This is a genomic window from Mycoplasma sp. AC1221 (assembly GCF_054353815.1).
Genome location: NZ_JBTHHH010000020.1, coordinates 1 through 19,652 on the forward strand (window position 1 = coordinate 1; position 19,652 = coordinate 19,652).

At 26.4% G+C, this 19,652-nt stretch carries 16 protein-coding genes, 1 rRNA gene and 1 other RNA gene; 5 read left to right on the forward strand and 13 right to left on the reverse strand.

Annotated elements, in window-relative coordinates:
* On the reverse strand, positions 1 to 651 hold a 651-nt coding region (locus ACXYRK_RS03610), incomplete at its 3' end, for a restriction endonuclease subunit S (RefSeq protein WP_458618114.1).
* Positions 652 to 779: 128 nt separating this feature from the next.
* Positions 780 to 1,049 carry a 30S ribosomal protein S20 gene (gene rpsT / locus ACXYRK_RS03615; RefSeq protein WP_458598167.1) on the reverse strand — a complete coding sequence of 90 codons (270 nt, stop codon included), beginning with the start codon at positions 1,047 to 1,049 and terminating at the stop codon, positions 780 to 782.
* Between the two features lie 158 nt (positions 1,050 to 1,207).
* Here rpsT and rnpB point away from each other — a divergent pair.
* The 5 genes from rnpB (at position 1,208) to rplA (ending at position 7,166) form a co-directional block, all read left to right on the forward strand.
* An RNA gene (gene rnpB, locus ACXYRK_RS03620) (RNase P RNA component class B) lies at positions 1,208 to 1,479 on the forward strand.
* 98 nt (positions 1,480 to 1,577) lie between these two features.
* Positions 1,578 to 3,527: a type 2 periplasmic-binding domain-containing protein gene (locus ACXYRK_RS03625; protein ID WP_458618117.1), complete on the forward strand. Its 1,950-nt coding sequence runs from the start codon at positions 1,578 to 1,580 to the stop codon at positions 3,525 to 3,527.
* Complete coding sequence (locus tag ACXYRK_RS03630; RefSeq protein WP_458618119.1) at positions 3,527 to 5,734, forward strand: hypothetical protein; 2,208 nt, start codon at positions 3,527 to 3,529, stop codon at positions 5,732 to 5,734. Before ACXYRK_RS03625 ends, ACXYRK_RS03630 begins: the two co-directional genes overlap by 1 nt.
* A gap of 146 nt (positions 5,735 to 5,880) precedes the next feature.
* Positions 5,881 to 6,471, forward strand: a complete 591-nt coding sequence (rplK, locus tag ACXYRK_RS03635; RefSeq protein WP_458613928.1) for a 50S ribosomal protein L11 — start codon at positions 5,881 to 5,883, stop codon at positions 6,469 to 6,471.
* On the forward strand, positions 6,471 to 7,166 hold the full coding sequence (gene rplA / locus ACXYRK_RS03640) for a 50S ribosomal protein L1 (RefSeq protein ID WP_458618121.1): 696 nt from the start codon (positions 6,471 to 6,473) through the stop codon (positions 7,164 to 7,166). Before rplK ends, rplA begins: the two co-directional genes overlap by 1 nt.
* A 22-nt stretch (positions 7,167 to 7,188) precedes the next feature.
* Here the strand turns inward: rplA and ACXYRK_RS03645 are convergent, their stop codons facing one another.
* The 11 genes from ACXYRK_RS03645 to ACXYRK_RS03695 all read right to left on the reverse strand — a co-directional run.
* Entirely contained in the window at positions 7,189 to 8,001 is an 813-nt protein-coding gene (locus ACXYRK_RS03645) for a GNAT family N-acetyltransferase (RefSeq protein WP_458618123.1), read from the reverse strand.
* Positions 8,002 to 8,035: 34 nt separating this feature from the next.
* Positions 8,036 to 8,141 (reverse strand): 5S ribosomal RNA (rrf, locus tag ACXYRK_RS03650).
* Between the two features lie 246 nt (positions 8,142 to 8,387).
* The gene (locus ACXYRK_RS03655; RefSeq protein ID WP_458618124.1) at positions 8,388 to 9,143 is read right to left on the reverse strand and encodes a hypothetical protein; all 756 of its coding nucleotides are present in this window, start codon (positions 9,141 to 9,143) and stop codon (positions 8,388 to 8,390) included.
* Position 9,144: 1 nt separating this feature from the next.
* Complete coding sequence (locus tag ACXYRK_RS03660) at positions 9,145 to 11,157, reverse strand: S8 family serine peptidase (protein ID WP_458618126.1); 2,013 nt, start codon at positions 11,155 to 11,157, stop codon at positions 9,145 to 9,147.
* 433 nt (positions 11,158 to 11,590) lie between these two features.
* A complete protein-coding gene (locus ACXYRK_RS03665; protein WP_458618128.1) occupies positions 11,591 to 12,346 on the reverse strand; it encodes a hypothetical protein in 756 nt (251 codons plus the stop codon).
* Position 12,347: 1 nt separating this feature from the next.
* Positions 12,348 to 14,363 (reverse strand): S8 family serine peptidase, encoded by a 2,016-nt coding sequence (locus tag ACXYRK_RS03670; RefSeq protein WP_458618130.1) that lies wholly within the window; start codon positions 14,361 to 14,363, stop codon positions 12,348 to 12,350.
* Between the two features lie 249 nt (positions 14,364 to 14,612).
* Positions 14,613 to 14,999, reverse strand: a complete 387-nt coding sequence (locus tag ACXYRK_RS03675; protein ID WP_458618132.1) for a hypothetical protein — start codon at positions 14,997 to 14,999, stop codon at positions 14,613 to 14,615.
* A gap of 358 nt (positions 15,000 to 15,357) precedes the next feature.
* Positions 15,358 to 15,591 (reverse strand): hypothetical protein, encoded by a 234-nt coding sequence (locus ACXYRK_RS03680; protein WP_458618133.1) that lies wholly within the window; start codon positions 15,589 to 15,591, stop codon positions 15,358 to 15,360.
* 230 nt (positions 15,592 to 15,821) lie between these two features.
* On the reverse strand, positions 15,822 to 16,577 hold the full coding sequence (locus tag ACXYRK_RS03685; protein WP_458597678.1) for a hypothetical protein: 756 nt from the start codon (positions 16,575 to 16,577) through the stop codon (positions 15,822 to 15,824).
* A 1-nt stretch (position 16,578) separates the two neighbouring features.
* The gene (locus tag ACXYRK_RS03690; RefSeq protein WP_458618135.1) at positions 16,579 to 18,591 is read right to left on the reverse strand and encodes a S8 family serine peptidase; all 2,013 of its coding nucleotides are present in this window, start codon (positions 18,589 to 18,591) and stop codon (positions 16,579 to 16,581) included.
* Positions 18,592 to 18,819: 228 nt separating this feature from the next.
* Positions 18,820 to 19,652: hypothetical protein (locus ACXYRK_RS03695; RefSeq protein ID WP_458618137.1), on the reverse strand; the 833-nt coding region annotated here is incomplete at its 5' end.

Sequence of the window (19,652 nt, forward strand, 5' to 3'; positions counted from 1 at the left end):
ACTCAAACCACTATAAAATTTTCCTAACTCTCCCAAAAGATCCTGTTCTCAAGCGCGAGTAAATTCAGAGAAACGAATATTAGGAAATTTTGAGTTTTGATTAGGAAACATTTTAGATAAAAAAGTTTGCTTTACACAATAAAAAAAATCGAGTTTTTGCTGAATTAGTTTTATAAATGAATCTAACGAAAAAACTAATTTTGATATCTTTTTTTGTTCATTTAAAGAAGGCAAGAAAATATTAAGATTCTTATAATCATTAAAATATAAATGTGGGATACTTGTTCCAACAACAAATTCGTCAAATTTAATATTATTTAAAACCAGATAAAGAAAATTGTTATTAATTAATGATTTTTCTTTTATGAAAATTCCTTCTAATGTTGATGTAAATCAAGAATTTTTAGGTAATATTTGTAATTTACCAACTGAACCGTCTTTTGATATGATTACAATGTCTTCATTAAAAGTTTCTCTCAAAAAACTTTTTCCTATTTTTCCATCAATACCATAAATATCTACATTTCCATCAGTTTTTATTTCTGAAACTTTCAAATCACTTTTTTGTTTATCAACAAGATTCCCTAAAACTTCATAATACCACTCTTCATCAAATTCTTTAAACCTAATCTTCGGTATTTTTTTAATCATTTCTACCACCTTTATTTTTATATTATAAATTATTTTTCTAAAAGTAATTGAAACTACAAATTATTCATCAAAATGTGAATAAAGTTGTGAATAAAGGTTTAAAAAAACAAGCCTTAGCTTGTCAAAGTTTATTTAGATTCTTTTGTCTTATTAACGAATTGATCTAAACGTGAGTGTTTTCTAGCACCTTTATTTTTATGGAAAACACCTTTGGTAACTGCTCTAGCAATTACCTGGTGAGCTTGTGCAACTAATACTGCTGCCTTTTCATCTGCTGCTAAAACTGCTTCACGAGCTTTACGGATTGCGGTTTTAACTCTAGATTTCATTGCAGCATTTCTTTGACGAGCTTTTTCCATCTTGACAATGCTTTTGATCTTAGATTTAATGTTAGCCAAACAAACCTCCCTTTTTCTATAATTTTGAAAAATCCTATAAATTATATCTATCTTTTATAAAAAACATAATTATAAAATATAAATTTTATAAGTATTCATTTTGCTTTATGAAAGCAAAATAATTTATTTAATACACATAATTGATATATAATATCATTTGCATTAGCTGATAGCTGCTTTAAAAAGTAGAGGAAAGTCCGTGCTAGTACTAACTGCGATGTTAGTAGTGATCATGTTAAACCTAATAAGTTTAAGCTTAGACGACTAGTGCCACAGAGACGAGAATTGTGAAACGCGGTAAACTCCATGAACTAGAAACCCAAATTTGGTAGGGGAATTGTAAGTTAATAAATGAATTAGCAAGCAAAACATATTTTATGTTAGATAAATTATCAGCACCTTTTTTAAGGAACAGAACACGGCTTATGATGCTAAAAGAAGTTTGGATATCCGAGCTTTTTTTATTTTTTTCTTTTGAATTTTCAGAATTTAATAAAATAATTTTATAAAAAATAACTCAAGGAAGTGATGGAAAGAAATAGAAACATTTTTAGTAGTAAATACACCAAAAGATGATTGCTCGGTTCAGGAGCGATTGCAGTAGGAATTGCAGTTGCAGCAGTAGTTGCTGCAAAGGTAGAATCACCATTTAAACCAGCATTTTTTAACTATAAATCATATATCGATGATGTTAATCGAGACCTTATTAATAAAGACTTTGATTATAAGGAATTTAATGAAATTCAAGACTTTACTATTGCATTAAATAACCATAAAGCCGTTGCAGGAATCGGAAGCGACTTTCAAGCAATTGGTTTAATTAAAAAAGGATTAATTAAACCAATAGATTTTAACCAATTACTTGAAATAAGTGACCCAAATCAGATGATAAAAACCGAAAACCAATTAAAAAAGAAATTACAGGAAATTTATACACCGATAGTTTTTAATCACCTTGCTAGTTATGATGAAGAATTAAAGGATATTGATAGACCACAAAAGCATTTATGACAATATTTTGTTCCTTATTATATCCAAGATGCAGTTTTTGCTTATGCAAAGCATAAACAAAGTGGTAAACCAACAAATCAAACTTTTGGAAAATTACTAACTGATGAAGATTTTCAAAAAAATCGTGATGAATTACTTCAGCAAGCAAAAGATCCCAAAAACACATCTAAATTTGTTGACCCACAAAAAGAAGATACACATTTATATTCCGAATATTTGAAACCTAATTCATTATTTAACTTAATAAATACAGCTTTTAAAAACGGGTATCAAGATATGGTGTTAACCGATGCAGTGCGTGCTGAACTTTTGTATGGTTCTTCTTATTATTTTCCTAAAAAAGCAACAAAACTTACACCACATAGTGGTAAGGTAGATTTAGATAATTATGAAAGAATAGTTAATAGTTTTGTAGAGATGGTTAATAAATCTACTGGACAAAATATTACTGATACATCAAATACATTGTCATTTAACGGAGATGGACAAGCCATTGTGCAAGCGTTATTAAATACAAGAAACGGTAATGTAAATTCTGCAATTATGTATAACGGAGATGCTTTGGATACTTATTATGCAGCTGATAATGGATTTACCTTTAATAAATATAAAGATGGTAAATTAGTTGAGAAAAATGTAACTGTTGATGATGGAACAGTAGAAGCAATAAAATTTCGTGAAAACATCTTATTAGTAGATGGTTTAGTTGTTTCAGAAACTATTTCCAAACCAACTGAAAAGACTTTGTATCATAATCTTTCACATGCTTTTTATGCACATTTAAATAACATTAATACTAACAAAAATATTATTGATATGTATGATGAATATCTCACTTCTGAAATGCGCGATGTGTTTTTAGCGGCAGCAGAAGAACTTGAAAAAAATAATAAAGAATATAAATTTAGTTCAGATCCAACAACAATTTTTAACAATTTCAAAAATGAATTAATTGAAGTTTATAAGAAAACATTGGAACATGATCAACTTGATGATGCAGACTTGCAAAATTTTCGTGATTTAGCTGCTAAAAAATTCAATGATCCATTATTCAAAGAGTTTTTTGAGCAATTTTATTTCAATATAAAGCAAAAAGATGATGAAAATTATAAAAAATCACAAGTTAAAGAAGAAACAGAAGATGTTCTGAATACAATGGGTTATTGGTTTTCTCATATGATTATCGATGAAGATGCAGCACCTAAGTTTTTTGAGGTTTTATCAGAAAAGTATCCAAATGTAACTAATTTTAATTTAATTAACTATACTCCATCTACTCAACTTGATTATAAGTTAATTCGTAGAAATTATTTTGTATCCGATGATAATACCTACGATGTTAAAGCAGTAAAAATCTATGAAGTAGATGAAAGTGATAAAAATATCATTCATGCTAGGTTATGAGGGATTGATGATAAAGTTAATTCACTACTTAATACTTATTATTACTCAAGGACAAAACGTTAATGAAAATTAAAACTTTATTAAGTATTATTTTAGCATCGTCATCGATACTTTATGTTTCTTGTCAGAGTAATGTGACCCATAAACCTGAAAACACACAAAAAGAGCATGATCCAAATAAAGGAATAATTTTGCAGCAACCATCGAACCCAATAGAAATTATAGGTAAAGATAAACCTCCAAGTACACCTAAACCTACTAAACCACCTGCAAAAAAAGAAGCACCAAAACCAGACGAGACCCAACCACAAACACCACAGCAACCAAAGCAAAGTCCAAAACAAAAACCTGGTGAAACTAAAAAATCCATCAATCCTGATAACAATGAGCAACTAGGAAAATCAGAAATAACAGAGCCTGATAAAGACAAGGATTCACAAAAGCCAGATAATGAACAAAAACCAATCGAATCTGAGAAAAAAGAAAGTCAAAAACCAAATACAGAATATCAATTTTCTCCAACAGTAAAAATTGATTCTAGTTCTAATTTAACATATCCAGGTGATATAAACAACCCAAAACAAATTTTTGATAAATCTACTTTTCCTAACTTGGTTGTATTAGAAAATAGTGAACATAATATTAATATAGTATCAAATTACTTTAGAACAGAGATGCAAAAAGTTCTTACATATATAACTTCACAAGGTCAAGTCTATAGTGATTTTCCTAAGTGATTTTATCCAAATATGGATGAAAATCCTAGAAAATCAGTTTTTTCTTATGTTCCTGATTTAAAAGTGCATTTGAAGAATAATGATAGTATTAATGTTTTAAAACATCAAATTATGCTTTCGCATATAAAAAATAATGAACTTGAAATCCAAAACAATAATCTTGTTTTTGAAAAACAAATTAAAAACTTTTTGAATAAACCTTTTTCAAAAAGAAAAATTAGATTTACATTTATCAAGATACTAAATCAGATGTACACACAGACTCAGAGTCAACCAATTGTTATTGATATAGATTTAGAAGAACTTCTTAAAGATAAGTTGATTCAGGGTAATATAAATGGTTATTCATATGCTACAAGCCTTGATAATGATAAGATAAAAGTTGTTTTGCAATCTCAAAACACAAAATCATTTAGTTTTGATGATGTAAATAAAGATATGTTTGATAAATTTTCCACAATAACTGAAATTACTTATTTAGCAAACCAAAATGATGACATGAATTTTTCATTATCTGAAGATTATCATACAGATGATTTATATGCAAAATTAGCATCAAATGGTTTAGCATATAATCCAAAAGATATGGTATATAGTGGTAAACGGATAATTAATAAGCAAAATGCAATGTTTGATAAGATTAAAGCAAGAGTATTTGTATTAGGTGGTGGAACTTCTACTATGATTGCTAAGGTTAAACCTACTGATATAAATGATCAAAGGTATTACTTTATCACTAACAGACATGTTAGTGACATCCTTAATAATAATTGGGGTAATCCTCGAATACCACAAAAATTATTAATCCCTGATTTTAATGATAATAAAGTAAATAGTTGAGCAAATGATATATCAATCGATGTTGAAAGAAATGATTTTGTTTTGAACTTTTGACAAGCAACTAATCAATATAATAAACAAGGTAAGTTGGTTTCTGATCCTTATGGACAAGGTAATTTAAATGAAGCAGACATTTCAATAAATATTATTGATATTGCACAGCTGATAAAAAGAGCTAAAAATTCAAATGATTTAAAAGTATTAAATTATTTGAAGAACTGAAAAAAATTACCTAACTTAAAACTAAGTAAGCAAGCAAAATATCTAAGTGCAGATAATTATGTAAAATTTTATCTTAGTTCTTTTCCTCAAGATTCACATGCAGGAAATAGTGGGCTAAGATACCGTGAACACATTATTAATCGAATTGATGATATTGTAATTAACCAACAGGTACCTGAGTTTGCTAAATATGGAAATTTTAGAAGTTTTATTTTAAATGATTTACCTAATAACAAGTATGATTTAACAACAGGTGCGTCGGGTAGTTTAGTTTTCGATGAAGATATGAATATGGTAGCATTGTTTATGCAAAATCTTGGTGATAATGGATACGGATTTGGATTATTGAATTCATATGATTATGATTACTTAGGATATGAAAGTGAAAATAATCCAAATTCATTCAAATATAAATTACAAAAAGAAATTCAAAGTCATCCTGATAAATTTGAAATGATAGACTTTGAATAACTTTTATCTCTTGTGTATAGAGTAATAATATTTATAAAAAGGTTTTTGAAAAAAAACTTTTTTAATATAATTAAAAAGCAATTTATTAATTGTCACAAGTGGGAGATTATTAAATCGCAGACCACAATTATCGAAAGGATTTTAAAATGGCAAAAAAAGAAATACACCGTGTTGCTAAACTTCAATTTTTAGCCGGTAAAGCTAAACCAGGTCCAGCCTTAGCTGGAGTTGGTGTTAATATGCCTGAATTTACCAGAGCATTTAACGATGCAACCAGAGACAGAGGCGATGAACCAGTTCCTGTAAAAATTACAGTATATAAAGATAAAAGTTTTGAATTTAAACTTTATACAGCACCTGCTTCATATAAAATTATGCAAGCAGCAAAATTAAAATCAGGCTCAAAAAACTCTAAAACAACTATTGTTGGAACAATTACAAAAGAACAACTTAAAGAAATTGCAGAATACAAACTTCCTGACTTAAATACCGATGATATCCATGCTGCAATGGCAACAGTTGCTGGAACAGCAAAACAAATGGGTGTTTTGGTTGAAGGTTATGATGATATCTTTAAAGCAAAGGCTGAAGCAAAAGCTGCTGCAAAGGCTGCATCTGCTGCTGCCGCAAAAGAGGCCGCTCTTGTTGAGGCACAAACTAAATTAAACGAAACTAAAGGTCAAGCTATAGAAGTGCATACACACTCAGATGATAAAGCAGAAGAAGGAGCAGAATAATGGCAAAAAGAATTTCAAAAAACCTAAAAAATGCTCGCGAATCATTTGATAGAACTATTGCTTATGATTTGTCAGAAGCGATTGAATTAGCTAAAAAAACTTCATATGCTAAATTTGATGCTTCAATTGACTTAGCATTTAATTTAAACTTAGATGTTCGTAAAGCTGACCAACAACTCAGAGGTGCAGTATTATTACCTAATGGAACAGGGAAAACTGTTAAAGTTCTTGTTGCTACAAATAATGTAGAAAAACAAAAATTATCTAAAGATGCTGGAGCAGATATTGTTTTAGATGGTTCTGCTCTTGAACAAAAGATTAAAGAAAGTAATTTTGACTTTGATGTTATGGTTGCTGACCCTACAATGATGCCTTTATTAGGTAAATATGGAAAAGTTTTAGGACCAAAAGGTTTAATGCCTAATCCTAAAACCGGAACTGTTACTCCTGCACCTGAAAAAGCTGTTGAAGAACTTAAAAAAGGAAAAGCTAATTACCGTACTGATAAAGCTGGAATCGTGCATTCATTAATCGGTAAATCAAGTATGTCAACACAAGCATTAGTTGAAAATGCAAAAACCTTGATTAACTTAATTAAAAAACTTAAACCTGCTGCTGTTAAAGGAACATATATGTTAAATCTTACCGTTTCAGCATCAATGGGTCCAAGTGTCAAAATTAAGATAGAAAAATAAAATAAGCACCATTGTGGTGCTTTTATTTATGCAATACAAATAATTGTCCATAGTCTTTAAAACCAAGTTTATAATACATCTTAGCAGCAGCAGGATTGCTGAAGAATAAAACAGGTGTTAGGTTCTGATAAATAAGTTTTCTAATTAAATTAATTACACAATCATAAGCTAGTCCTTGACGACGATATTGGTTTAATGTATATACTCCACCAATCATAGCAACTTGTTTGTTTTTAGCACTTATAGAAGCATGTGAGATAACCATTTGTTCATCTTTAATTATGAATGCTTGATAATATCCACTTTTTAATTCATTAGTTAAATATTCTACATCTAAAGTATGCCCACTAACATTACCTCATTCCTTAATTTGCTTTTTAGAATTGATAACTTCTATGATGTCAGTTTCAGTTACTGGGTTAGATTTAGCTAAAAAGTCTTTTGTCTGCATGTTAAAAATATTTACATCTAACTTAGCAATCTGTTCTTTTTCTACTATATAATCCAGCGAATCAATAAGTTTATGTTTATTTAAAAAGTTATAAAAATTTGTATCAATAATTAGGTTTTGAATGTCTTCATTATTTAATATTTTCAAAAATTCATTTATATTTATAGCATCAGTATCAAATAACACAACTAAATTAGAATAAAACATTAAAAAAATTGCTTCTATTTTTTTGTTATATAAAACAAAAGTTTTAATATTTTGATTTTGTAAACCGTATTGTTCGATATCAGAGATTAAAAATAAATATTGAATCGGGTCTTTTTTATAAAGATATTCTAAAACTTCTTGTTTTTTATCATTATTTCAAATTTTAAATGTTTTCATATATTTCCTTTCGGAAGCTGCTCAAAAGGTATAAAAAAAGCAGCTTCCTATTTTCACCGTTGGGCTATCGTCGGCGTAAAGTGGCTTAACTACTGAGTTCGGAATGGTATCAGGTGATCCCACTTGCTATTGCTACTGATAATATAATACAGGATTTTTTTAAAAACCCAAACAATTTTTTTAAATTTTTATGAATTTTAATTGTGCGACTATTTTTTAAAAAGATGGTAAAGCAAGACAAAAAGATTAACACAATTAGTTGTTAATCTTTTTGTCTTGCTTTACAAATTTAAATTCAAAATTGCCACAGCAATTTGTTATGACGATTCAAAGTTAAAAACTGCTGGTTTTATACTTTCTTGCTTGTTTGTTTTTATGTTAAATTATTAAACATCTGAAGTTGCTAAAGTTGTGTATTTTCGCAAATATTCATAAAGATTTTTTACCTGTTGATTACTTGGATTTTTATTAACAGTGATAGTCATGGATTTATCAATATATTTTACATTCATAGTTATATGTGTTTTTTGCAAACTGTTTTTGTTATCATATTTAACACCTAATTGTTCTAAATTGATAAGCCAAAAATGTAAATTTGCTGTATTGTTACTTTTGTAATCTGGAACTAAATTATATTGTGAAATTACAGAATTTTCATTACCTGTTTCATACATTAACAAATTCTTAGTCTTAAAGAATTCATTAACATCTTGATTTCTTAGATAAATCTTTTGAAACTCTACTTTGTTCATTTGTTTTAGTTTTTCGGCTGTTAGAGTATTAATGTCAAAATCAACTTTATTTTTAAATGTTTGATAATATTTCTTAACATAATCTAAGTTAAATTTATCTAAAAATAATTTATTAAGTTCTTCTACTGATTTAATAAAAACATATTTATCTTTGAACAAAGGTTGAAATTCACCAGCACTTTCTTTGTTATTTTCTCACATATAATAAAAATAATTTTCTTCAATATTTTTAATAGAATTTTGCCTTTTATATTCTAACACAACCCCGGTAAAGTATTCTAAATCGTTATAAAAATATTCTTTGTTGTTTGAGTTATTTGCACAACTAACAACAATTAAAGGCGCTAATGCAGAAAAAAGAAAAACTCATTTTTTTATAAAATTCTTCATACTATTTTTCCTGCACTGTATATGTTAATGCTAAACTATCATTGATCGAATTATCAAATAGCACACCTGAATATTTTTTAACTTTTAATCTATAATATCCTGCTTCAGTAGTAATATACTCAAGTAACTCATCATTAGAGCTGCTTGATGTAATACTTTTAACTACATTTCAATTACCATTACTATCTTTTTTTTCTAAATATAAATCATAATCAGAAAACATCTTATTATCTTGTTTTTGTTTTAGTGTTTTTAAATTCAATCTTTCTTCACTAATATGATATTTATTTCATTCTGCTTTTTCCTTTGATAATCTTGTTCCTTCAACTGAATTAGCTATAACACCACCTAAAAACCCTAAAAACCATCATCAATTTACATTTGCATTGTAACTTGGTGAATTTTCAGGTGTCTCTAATAAACCAGCATTAAACAATCAAGAACTTGCTCCTTTAATTTTTTTACCTTTTGGAACATAAAAGGAACTAGTTCATAAAACAAAATCATTATCAGATTTTGAAATTTCTTTAGTTACTAAATTATCTGCAGCTTCTAACATATTTTCAAAATCTACAATACCAGAACCATATTTTTGAGTATATCCATTCGCTTTGTAGTTAAGATTATTTACTTTTGGAGTTCTGGATGAAGCACCTATAATCGCTTTTATTGATTGTAATCTGATTTTGTCCTTATTTAAGAAATCTCTTTCTCTTAATAATGTTGAAACTAAACCTGTAACAACAGGGGATGCAAAACTTGTACCAAGTGTATCTAAATAATTTCACTCACCTTTGCTATTTTTATGCCATCTTTTATATAAATACCCTGGAGCAACAACATTAGGTTTAGAAGTAGATACATAGCCGTTTTGTAATAAATAATTAGAATATTCTGCTATTGATTCAGTAGGTTTTTGTGTGAATTCGTTAAAATCAAGTGCCCCTACTATTATGTTATTAGGTGAAAGTGCATACCCATCTACCCATTCGTTTTCTTTTTCTTTTTGATCATTTCCATTTCCGGATGAAAAGATATTAACAACTCCATATTTTCTAGAAATATAATCTAAAAATAAATTATTTTCATCATATGTGGTTCATCAATTATCATATTTCATACCATAACTATGGTTTATAACTCTTACTCCTTTTTCTTTAACCATTCATTCAATAGCACTTTGTCATTCATAATTATCAATAAATGCTGAAAAATAAAGTTTTGAATATCTATCATATCCTTTTTCACCTGCTGCGATATTTGAAACTTCGTTTGCATGATGACTTAGTTTAATCTTTTTATCAATATCTTGTAATTCAACACCATACCTTTGAAAGTTTTGTAATTTTGTTGTATCGATTTTTCCTTTTACTTCTATAACACCAACATTTCCTTTTTTATTTCGATATCTGCTATTTTCTCTTTGTATTTGTTTTTTAAAGTTTACTATATCTAAGTCTTTTGAATTATCTATTATAATATCACGATTATAATAAACATCTCAATCAATTTCTTCTTCTTTATCTGAACTGTTGGTAGAAAATTGTAGATTTTGTATTTCATTTGGAAATAAAATACCCTTATAAATTTCTTTTTTTTCTATAATATTTTTGACAAATTCTTTTCTTTGATTTTCGTTATCAAAATAGAATCAAACTATCGGCATCATCGAGCTTGTTTGATAGCCTTTGAAATATAAATTTGATTTTTTAATGTTTTCTATGAATTTATTATTTTTTTGGACGGTTAAGTTTTCATCCATAACTGAATTGTTTGCTTCATAATTTAATAAAAGTTTTAATTCATAATTATTGTTTACAGGAACATTCCGCACAGAATTAAATAGTTGTCCGTTTTTGTTTATACGAACTTCTAATTTATTGCTTTGATATCCTAAATATCAAGGTTTTTCTTGATTTTTTAACACATTTGTAGCTGTTAATGTTACTATACTAGCAACTGATGTAGTTAAAATACTACTAAATAAAAATATTTTTTTAATTTGCTTTTTCATATTTACTCCTTTTTGTGTTTTTTTGTAAGAAATAAATTTCTTTTCAATTTCTTACTTTTTTTATTTTACATAAAAAAGGAGAAATTAAAAAAATAATTTAAAATATAGTAAAAAATTTTGAAAATATGTAAAAAATATGAAAAAGCAGTTTCGAAATGACTAAGATAAATAAATTAAAAATTTTTATTTAGACAACAGAGAAATAGATTACTTATTTTCAAACTTAAAATCTGAATGTTGAGATTGTAGAGGTTATTCAAAAACAACTTATGAAAAACTATTAAGTATTCTCAAGAGTAAAGTGAAACGATATAATGAATAAAAAACGCAAACAAATTTAAATTAAAAATTGCCACAGCAATTTGCTATGACGATTCAAAGTTAAAAACTGCTGGTTTTATACTTTCTTGTATGTATGCTTTATGTTAAATTATTAGACATCTGAAGTTGCTAAACTTATTTCGTTTCATAAATATTCAAAAAGATCCCTTACTTGCTGATCGCTTGGATTCTTATTAACAGTGATAGCCTTAGATTTATTAATATATTTTACATTCATAGTTATACGGGTTTTTTGTGAACTTTCTTCAGCTTTGTATTTAACACCTAATTGCTCTAAATTTATCAGTCAAAAATATAAATGATGCATTGTATCTTCTCTTTTATAATCTGGGACTAAGTTATATTGAGAAAATCCAGAATTTTTATTTCCTGTTTCATACATTAACAAATTTTTAGTCTTAAAGAATTCATCAATATCTTCATTATTTAAATAAATCTTTTGAAACTCTTCTTTGTTCATTTGTTTTAGTTTTTCATCTGTTAGAGTATTAATATCAAAATTAACTTTATCTTTAAAAGTTTGATAATATTTCTTAACATAATTTAAATTAAATTTATCTAAAAATAATTGATTCAGTTCATCAACTGATTTAATAAAAACATATTTATCTCTGAATAAAGAATGAAATTCACCAGCATTTTCTTTGTTATTTTCTCACATATAAAAGAAGTAGTTTTCATAAATATTTTCAATGCTATTTTGCTCTTTATATTTTCTAACAATACCATTAAATTTTATTAAATTATAATCAAAATATTCTTTGTTACTGCTACTTGCACAACTAGCAACAATTAAAGGTGTTAATGCAGAAAAAGGAAAAATTCATTTTTTTATAAAATTCTTCATACTATTTTTCCTGCACTGTATATGTTAATGCTAAACTATCATTGATCGAATTATCAAATAGCACACCTGAATATTTTTTAACTTTTAATCTATAATATCCTGCTTCAGTAGTAATATACTCAAGTAACTCATCATTAGAGCTGCTTGATGTAATACTTTTAACTACATTTCAATTACCATTACTATCTTTTTTTTCTAAATATAAATCATAATCAGAAAACATCTTATTATCTTGTTTTTGTTTTAGTGTTTTTAAATTCAATCTTTCTTCACTAATATGATATTTATTTCATTCTGCTTTTTCCTTTGATAATCTTGCTCCTTCAACTGAATTAGCTATAACACCACCTAAAAGTCCTAAAAACCATCATCAATTTACATTTGCATTGTAACTTGGTGAATTTTCAGGTGTCTCTAATAAACCAGCATTAAACAATCAAGAACTTGCTCCTTTAATTTTTTTACCTTTTAGAACATAAAACGAACTAGTTCATAAAACAAAATCATTATCGGATTTCGAAACTTCTTTAGTTACTAAATTATCTGCAGCTTCTAGCATATTTTCAAAATCTACAATGCCAGAACCATATTTTTGAGTATACCCATTCGCTTTGTAGTTAAGATTATTTACTTTTGGAGTTCTGGATGAAGCAGCTATAATCGCTTTAATTGATTGTAATCTGATTTTGTCCTTATTTAAGAAATCTCTTTCTCTTAATAATGTTGAAACTAGACCTGTAACAACGGGAGATGCAAAACTTGTACCAAGTGTATCTAAATAATTTCACTCACCTTTACTATTTTTATGTCATCTTTTATATAAATATCCTGGAGCAACCACATTAGGTTTAGAAGTAGATACATAGCCGTTTTGTAATAAATAATTAGAATATTCTGCTATTGATTCAGTAGGTTTTTGTGTGAATTCGTTAAAATCAAGTGCCCCTACTATTAAGTTATTAGGTGAAAGTGTATAACCGTTTAATCATTCGTTTTCTTTTTCTTTTTCATCATTTCCGTTTCCAGATGCAAATATGTTTACAACTCCATATTTTCTAGAAATATAATCTAAAAATAAATTATTTTCATCATATTTTGTTCATTCGTCATCATATTTCATACCATAACTATGATTTATAACTCTTACACCTTTTTCTTTAACCATTCATTCAATAGTTTTTTGTCATTCGGCATTTTTAGTAAATGATGAAAAGAAAAGTTTTGAATATCTATCATATCCTTTTTCACCTGCTGTAATATTAGAAACTTCGTTTGCATGGTGACTTTTCTCGATATTTTTAACTGTATCTTGAAATTCTATACCATATCTCTGGAAATTTTGTAATTTTAACAAATCGACACTTCCATTAACTTCTATAACACCAACATTTCCTTTTTTATTTCAATATCTGCTATTTTCTCTTTCTATTTGTTTTTTAAAGTTTACTATGTCTAAGTCTTTTGAATTATCTATTGTAATATCACGATTATAATAAACATCTGATTCTTCTTCTTTTTCATTATCTAAATTATCTGTATTAAATAATTGAATATTTTGTATTTCGTTTGGAAATACAATACCTTTATAAATTTCTTTTTTATCTATAATACTTTTGAGAAATTCTTTTCTTTGATTTTCGTTATCAAAATAGAATCAAACTATTGGCATCATTGAGCTTGCTTGATAACTTTTGAAATATAAATTTGATTTCTTAATGTTTTCTATGAATTCATCGTTTTTTTGGTCGGTTAAGTTTTCATCCATAACTGAATTGTTTGCTTCATAATTCAATAAAAGTTTTAATTCATAATTATTGTTTACAGGAACATTCCTCACTGAGTTAAAAAGTTGTCCGTTTTTATTTATACGAACTTCTAATTTATTATTTTGATATCCTAAATATCAAGGTTTTTCTTGATTTTTTAATACATTTGTAGTTGTTAATGTTGCTATACTAGCAACTGATGTAGTTAAAATACCACTAAATAAAAATATTTTTTTAATTTGCTTTTTCATATTGCTCCTTTTATTTTTAGTAAGAAATAAATTTCTCTTTAATTTTTACATTCTTATTATACATAAAAAAGGGAGAAATTTCAAAAAAAATTTTGTGAAAAACTTAGAAAATGTGCAAAATCTGTGAAAAAGAAGTTTCAATAATTGAGTATAAAAATTTTTGTGTAAATTAGTTTTTTAATTAATGGTTTATGTTTTAAATATGTGATTTTTTATAAATTTAGAAATCCTACATTTCTTACCTGCATGTTAAAATTTGTTCGGTGTAGTAACCATAGAGTAATGGTTATTTTTGTTTGCTCTAACTCACTTGACTCAATTTATATATTTCACTAAATTCTTGATTGAAACATTTTTGTAAATATTTCCCCAATTCTCTAATTTTGAATGGTAAATGTTTACATTTTGGATGTAATATTTAGTTTTTCAATTTGCTTTCATATTGTAATTTAAATTATCATTAAAAATCCTTGGTTTTCTTTGTATTACTTCAACGATAAACAGCTTACCGTCTATTTTGTTAACAAAATCACTATAAGCATTTTCACCATCTGTTAAAAATTGTATAGATTCTGTATTCGTAATTTTATATTTGAAAGCATTATAAAGTTTTTTTAACGGAAGATCTTCCAGCACCTAAGTATTGAATTGTGATATTTCTATTTCGATCAACTATTGTAGAAAGACAATGTTTTTCTCAACTAATGCCCCTTTGAAGTAAAATACATGGATTTCCCACTTTTTCCTGCTTTTCCTCAGATTCCAACATTGAAATTTTCTTTTCTTACATTATTAAAGTATATTTCATCTAATTCAGTTATTCCACTACTGATTCGTTTTCATATTACTTTGATTTTATAAAATCTAGTAATTTGTGTCTTCAAAGAAAAGGAGTTTTAAATTTATCCCACAAATTTCTGCAGTTGCAGAAGGGGGGATAATTTCTTTAAATGACAATCAAAAAACAGAGGATATTTTGCTCTGCGTGTTTTTCCTAAATGTTCAAAAACTGTTCCTGTGCAAAATCGCTAAGTTTTTTCTTGCAATCATAAACTCTATAATGCGACATATTATTAGTTGCTCCGTGTTTATGAATATTAACAGAACCACAACTTGAGCAGAATTTAGGTTTTTCAAACTTAATATCCTTACTATTGTTTCACGAACTAATATAAGAAACAAACATATTTTTAACATTTTCTGGTAAATCAACAAAAAATTCATTCATTAGCTTTTGATTTAATTTCTTTCATTTCTTATTCAACTCTACTGTGATTTTTCATAATTTTTTAAAATTTAACACAGTTATAACAAATACCGTCTCAAATTGATTATTAAAATTTGTTTAACCAAGTGATGTGGTCAAAAATGTTAATAGTTATAGTTCAAAGTTATATAAATGCAGGAAACTAGTAATTTTTACTAGTTTCCTGCATTTATAAAGTTTATATATATAAATTATATATCACTAGTTTTTAAAGATATTGTCTCATAAAAATATTGGTAAAGGTCTTTTATTTGATGATTACTTGGATTTTTAATAACAGTAATGGTTCTAGATTTATCAATATATTTTACATTCATTGTTATATGTACTTCATATGTGCTTTTTTTATCATCAAAATTTGCACCTAATTGCTCTAAATTAATAAATAAAAATTTTAAATTCGTTGCATCGTCTTTTTTGTAATCTGGAACTAAGTTATATTGTGATGTTGCTAAATTATTTTTACCAGCTTCATTCATTAACAAATTTTTAGTCTTAAAGAATTCATCAATATCTTCATTATTTAAATAAATCTTTTGAAACTCTTCTTTGTTCATTTGTTTTAGTTTTTCAGTTGTTAGAGTGTTAATGTCAAAATCAACTTTGTCTTTAAATGTTTGATAATATTTCTTAACATAATTTAAATTAAATTTATCTAAAAATAATCGATTAAGTTCTTCAACTGATTTAATAAATACATATTTATCTTTGAACAAGGGTTCAAACTTACCATTATTTTCTTTGTTATTTTCTCACATATAAGAAAAATAATTTTCTCCAATATTTTTAATAGAATTTTGCTTTTTATTGTATTCGATATATCAATCAAAATCCTTGAAATTTTTAATAAAATATTCCTTGTTATTTGCGGTGTTTCCACAACTAGCAACAATTAAAGGTGTTAATGCAGAAAAAAGAAAAACTCATTTTTTTATAAAATTCTTCATACTATTTTTCCTGCACTGTATATGTTAATGCTAAACTATCATTAATTGAATTATTAAATAATACATCTGAATATTTTTTAACTTTTAATTGATAAATGCCTGATTCGGGTGTTATATATTCAAGGATTTCATCATTAGAATTAATTGATGTAATACTTTTAACTACTTTTCAATTACCATCCCTATCTTTTTTTTCTAAATATAAATCATAATCAGAAAATAACTTATCTTGCTGTTTTTGATTTACTGTTATTAAATTAAGTCTTTTTTCATCTATATGTGTTTCAAGTCATTGTGCTTTTTCCTTAGATAATCTCGCTCCTTCAACAGAATTAGCTATAATACCACCTAAAAACCCTAAAAACCATCATCAATTTACATTTGCGTTGTAACTTGGTGAATTTTCAGGTGTCTCTAATAAACCAGCATTAAACAATCAAGAACTTGCTCCTTTAATTTTTTTACCTTTTAGAACATAAAAGGAACTAGTTCATAAAACAAAATCATTATCAGATTTTGAAACTTCTTTAGTTACTAAATTATCTGCCGCTTCAAGCATATTTTCAAAATCTATAATACCGGAACCATACTTTTGAGTATACCCATTCTCTTTGTAGTTAAGATTACTTACTTTTGGAGCTCTTGATGAAGCACCTATGATAGCTTTTATTGCTTGTAATCTAATTTTGTCTTTATTTAAAAAATCTCTTTCTCTTAATAATGTTGAAACTAAACCTGTAACAACAGGAGATGCAAAACTTGTTCCATTTGTATCTAAATAATTTCACCCACCTTTACTGTTTTTGTGCCATCTTTTATATAAATATCCTGGAGCAACAACATTAGGTTTAGAAAGTGATGTATAAGCACTTCTTAATAAATAATTAGAATATTTTGCTATTGATTCAGTAGGTTTTTGATCTATTTCATCAAAATCTAATGCACCAACTACTATATTATTAAGAGAAAGTGTGTCACCATTAATTCATTCATTTTGTTTTTCCCTTTCATCATTTCCATTCCCAGAAGAAAATATATTTACAACTCCATATTTTCTTGATATATAATCTAAAAATAAATTATTTTCGTCATATGATACACGTCTATTATCTTTTCTCTCACCATAACTATGATTTATAACTCTTACACCTTTTTCTTTAACCATTCATTCAATAGAGCTTTGTCATTCTGAATCGTTAATATGAGTAGAAAAGAAAAGTTTAGAGTATCTATCATAACCTTTCATTCCTGCTGTTGTATTTGAAACTTCGTTTGCATGGTGACTTTTTGAAAATTTTGAAGTATTATATAATTCGATACCAAATCTATTAAAATTTTGTAACTTACTTTCGTCTATACTTCCTATTACTTCTAAAACACCAACATTACCACTTTTATCATAATATCTGCTATCTTCTCTTTGTATTTGTTTTTTAAAATTTACAATGTTTAAATCTTTTGAGTTGTCTATTGTAATATCACGATTATAGTAAACATCTCAATCGATTTCTTCTTCTTTATCTGAACTGTTGCTTTTAGACAATTGTAGATTTTGTATTTCGTTTGGAAATACAATACCTTTATAAATTTCTTTTTTTTCTATAATACTTTTGACAAATTCTTTTCTTTGATTTTCATTATCAAAATAGAATCAAACGATCGGCATCATCGAGCTTGTTTGATAGCTTTTGAAATATAAATTTGATTTTTTAATGTTTTCTATGAATTCATTATTTTTTTGGACGGTTCAGTTTTCATCTATTACTGAATTGTTTGCTTCATAATTTAATAAAAGTTTTAATTCATAATTATTGTTTACAGGTACATTCCTCACAGAATTAAATAGTTGTCCGTTTTTGTTTATACGAACTTCTAATTTATTATTTTGATATCCTAAATATCAAGGTTTTTCTTGATTTTTTAACACATTTGTAGCTGTTAATGTTGCTATACTAGCAACTGATGTAGTTAAAATACTACTAAATAAAAATATTTTTTTAATTTGCTTTTTCATATTACTCCTTTTATGTTTTAGTAAGAAATAAATTTCTCTTCAATTTTTTACATTCTTATTCTACATAAAAATGGGAGAAATTTCAAAAAAATTTTGTCAAAAACTTAGAAAATGTGCAAAATCTGTGAAAAAGAAGTTTCAATAATTGAGTATAAAAATTTTTGTGTAAATTAGTTTTTAATAATGGTTTATGTTTAAGGTAGGCCTCGGTGTCCTATATAAGAAAATTTACTTTTTTATTACTTTTATGGTTTTGTTCTCTCTAACCAAAAAGTCATTTGCTTCCTTAAAGCTTAATACAGTTTTTATATTTAACTTATAATCATTTGGTATTAAGATAATATTATAAAAAAGTTTAATTTGGTTTTGATTCTTATCGCTTTTATCTGGATTGATAGTGAAATTATAACTAAATAACGATGCATTTATTAAACCTAAGGAAACAGATTTTTCGTTATTATTTTCATTTAATTTTAGTATATGTGATGGCGTTTTAAAATAATCTCCAAGAGTGCTGAATAATTGCGTATAAAATAGAAGTCTGTTGTTTTTTAAAATATCAATAATTTTTTGATTATTTAAAAATATTTTTTCAAATTTTGTTGTAAGTTCATCGGGAGTAATAAGAAAATTTTGTTTCGCAGCAAGAATTTGTAAAGGAGTGATAATAAGTTGATAAAATTCATCTATATTTGTGATAATTTTGATACCTTGATTCAATTCTCAGTCTGAAATTGTTTCATTAGTCAATTTACCTAAAAAATTAATTTCTTTATAAATCTCAGATTGATTATTGCTTACAGATGTAATTAAATGCTCGATATTATCTTCTTTATTTATATAAATAAAATCTGCTTCTTTATATTTAAATTCTTTATATAAAGCAGAAAGTAATTTTTCGTTTTGTTCTTTGTCTGTTTTTAAAAGAGTAAATTCCTTATCTTTGGGTACTAAAAATGCTGAAAATATATGTCTGTTTGGTCTAAGATCGGTAGTTGAAACTAATGATACTCTATTATTTATATAATATGGTTCTGCTTTTAGAGCATAAACAACATCTA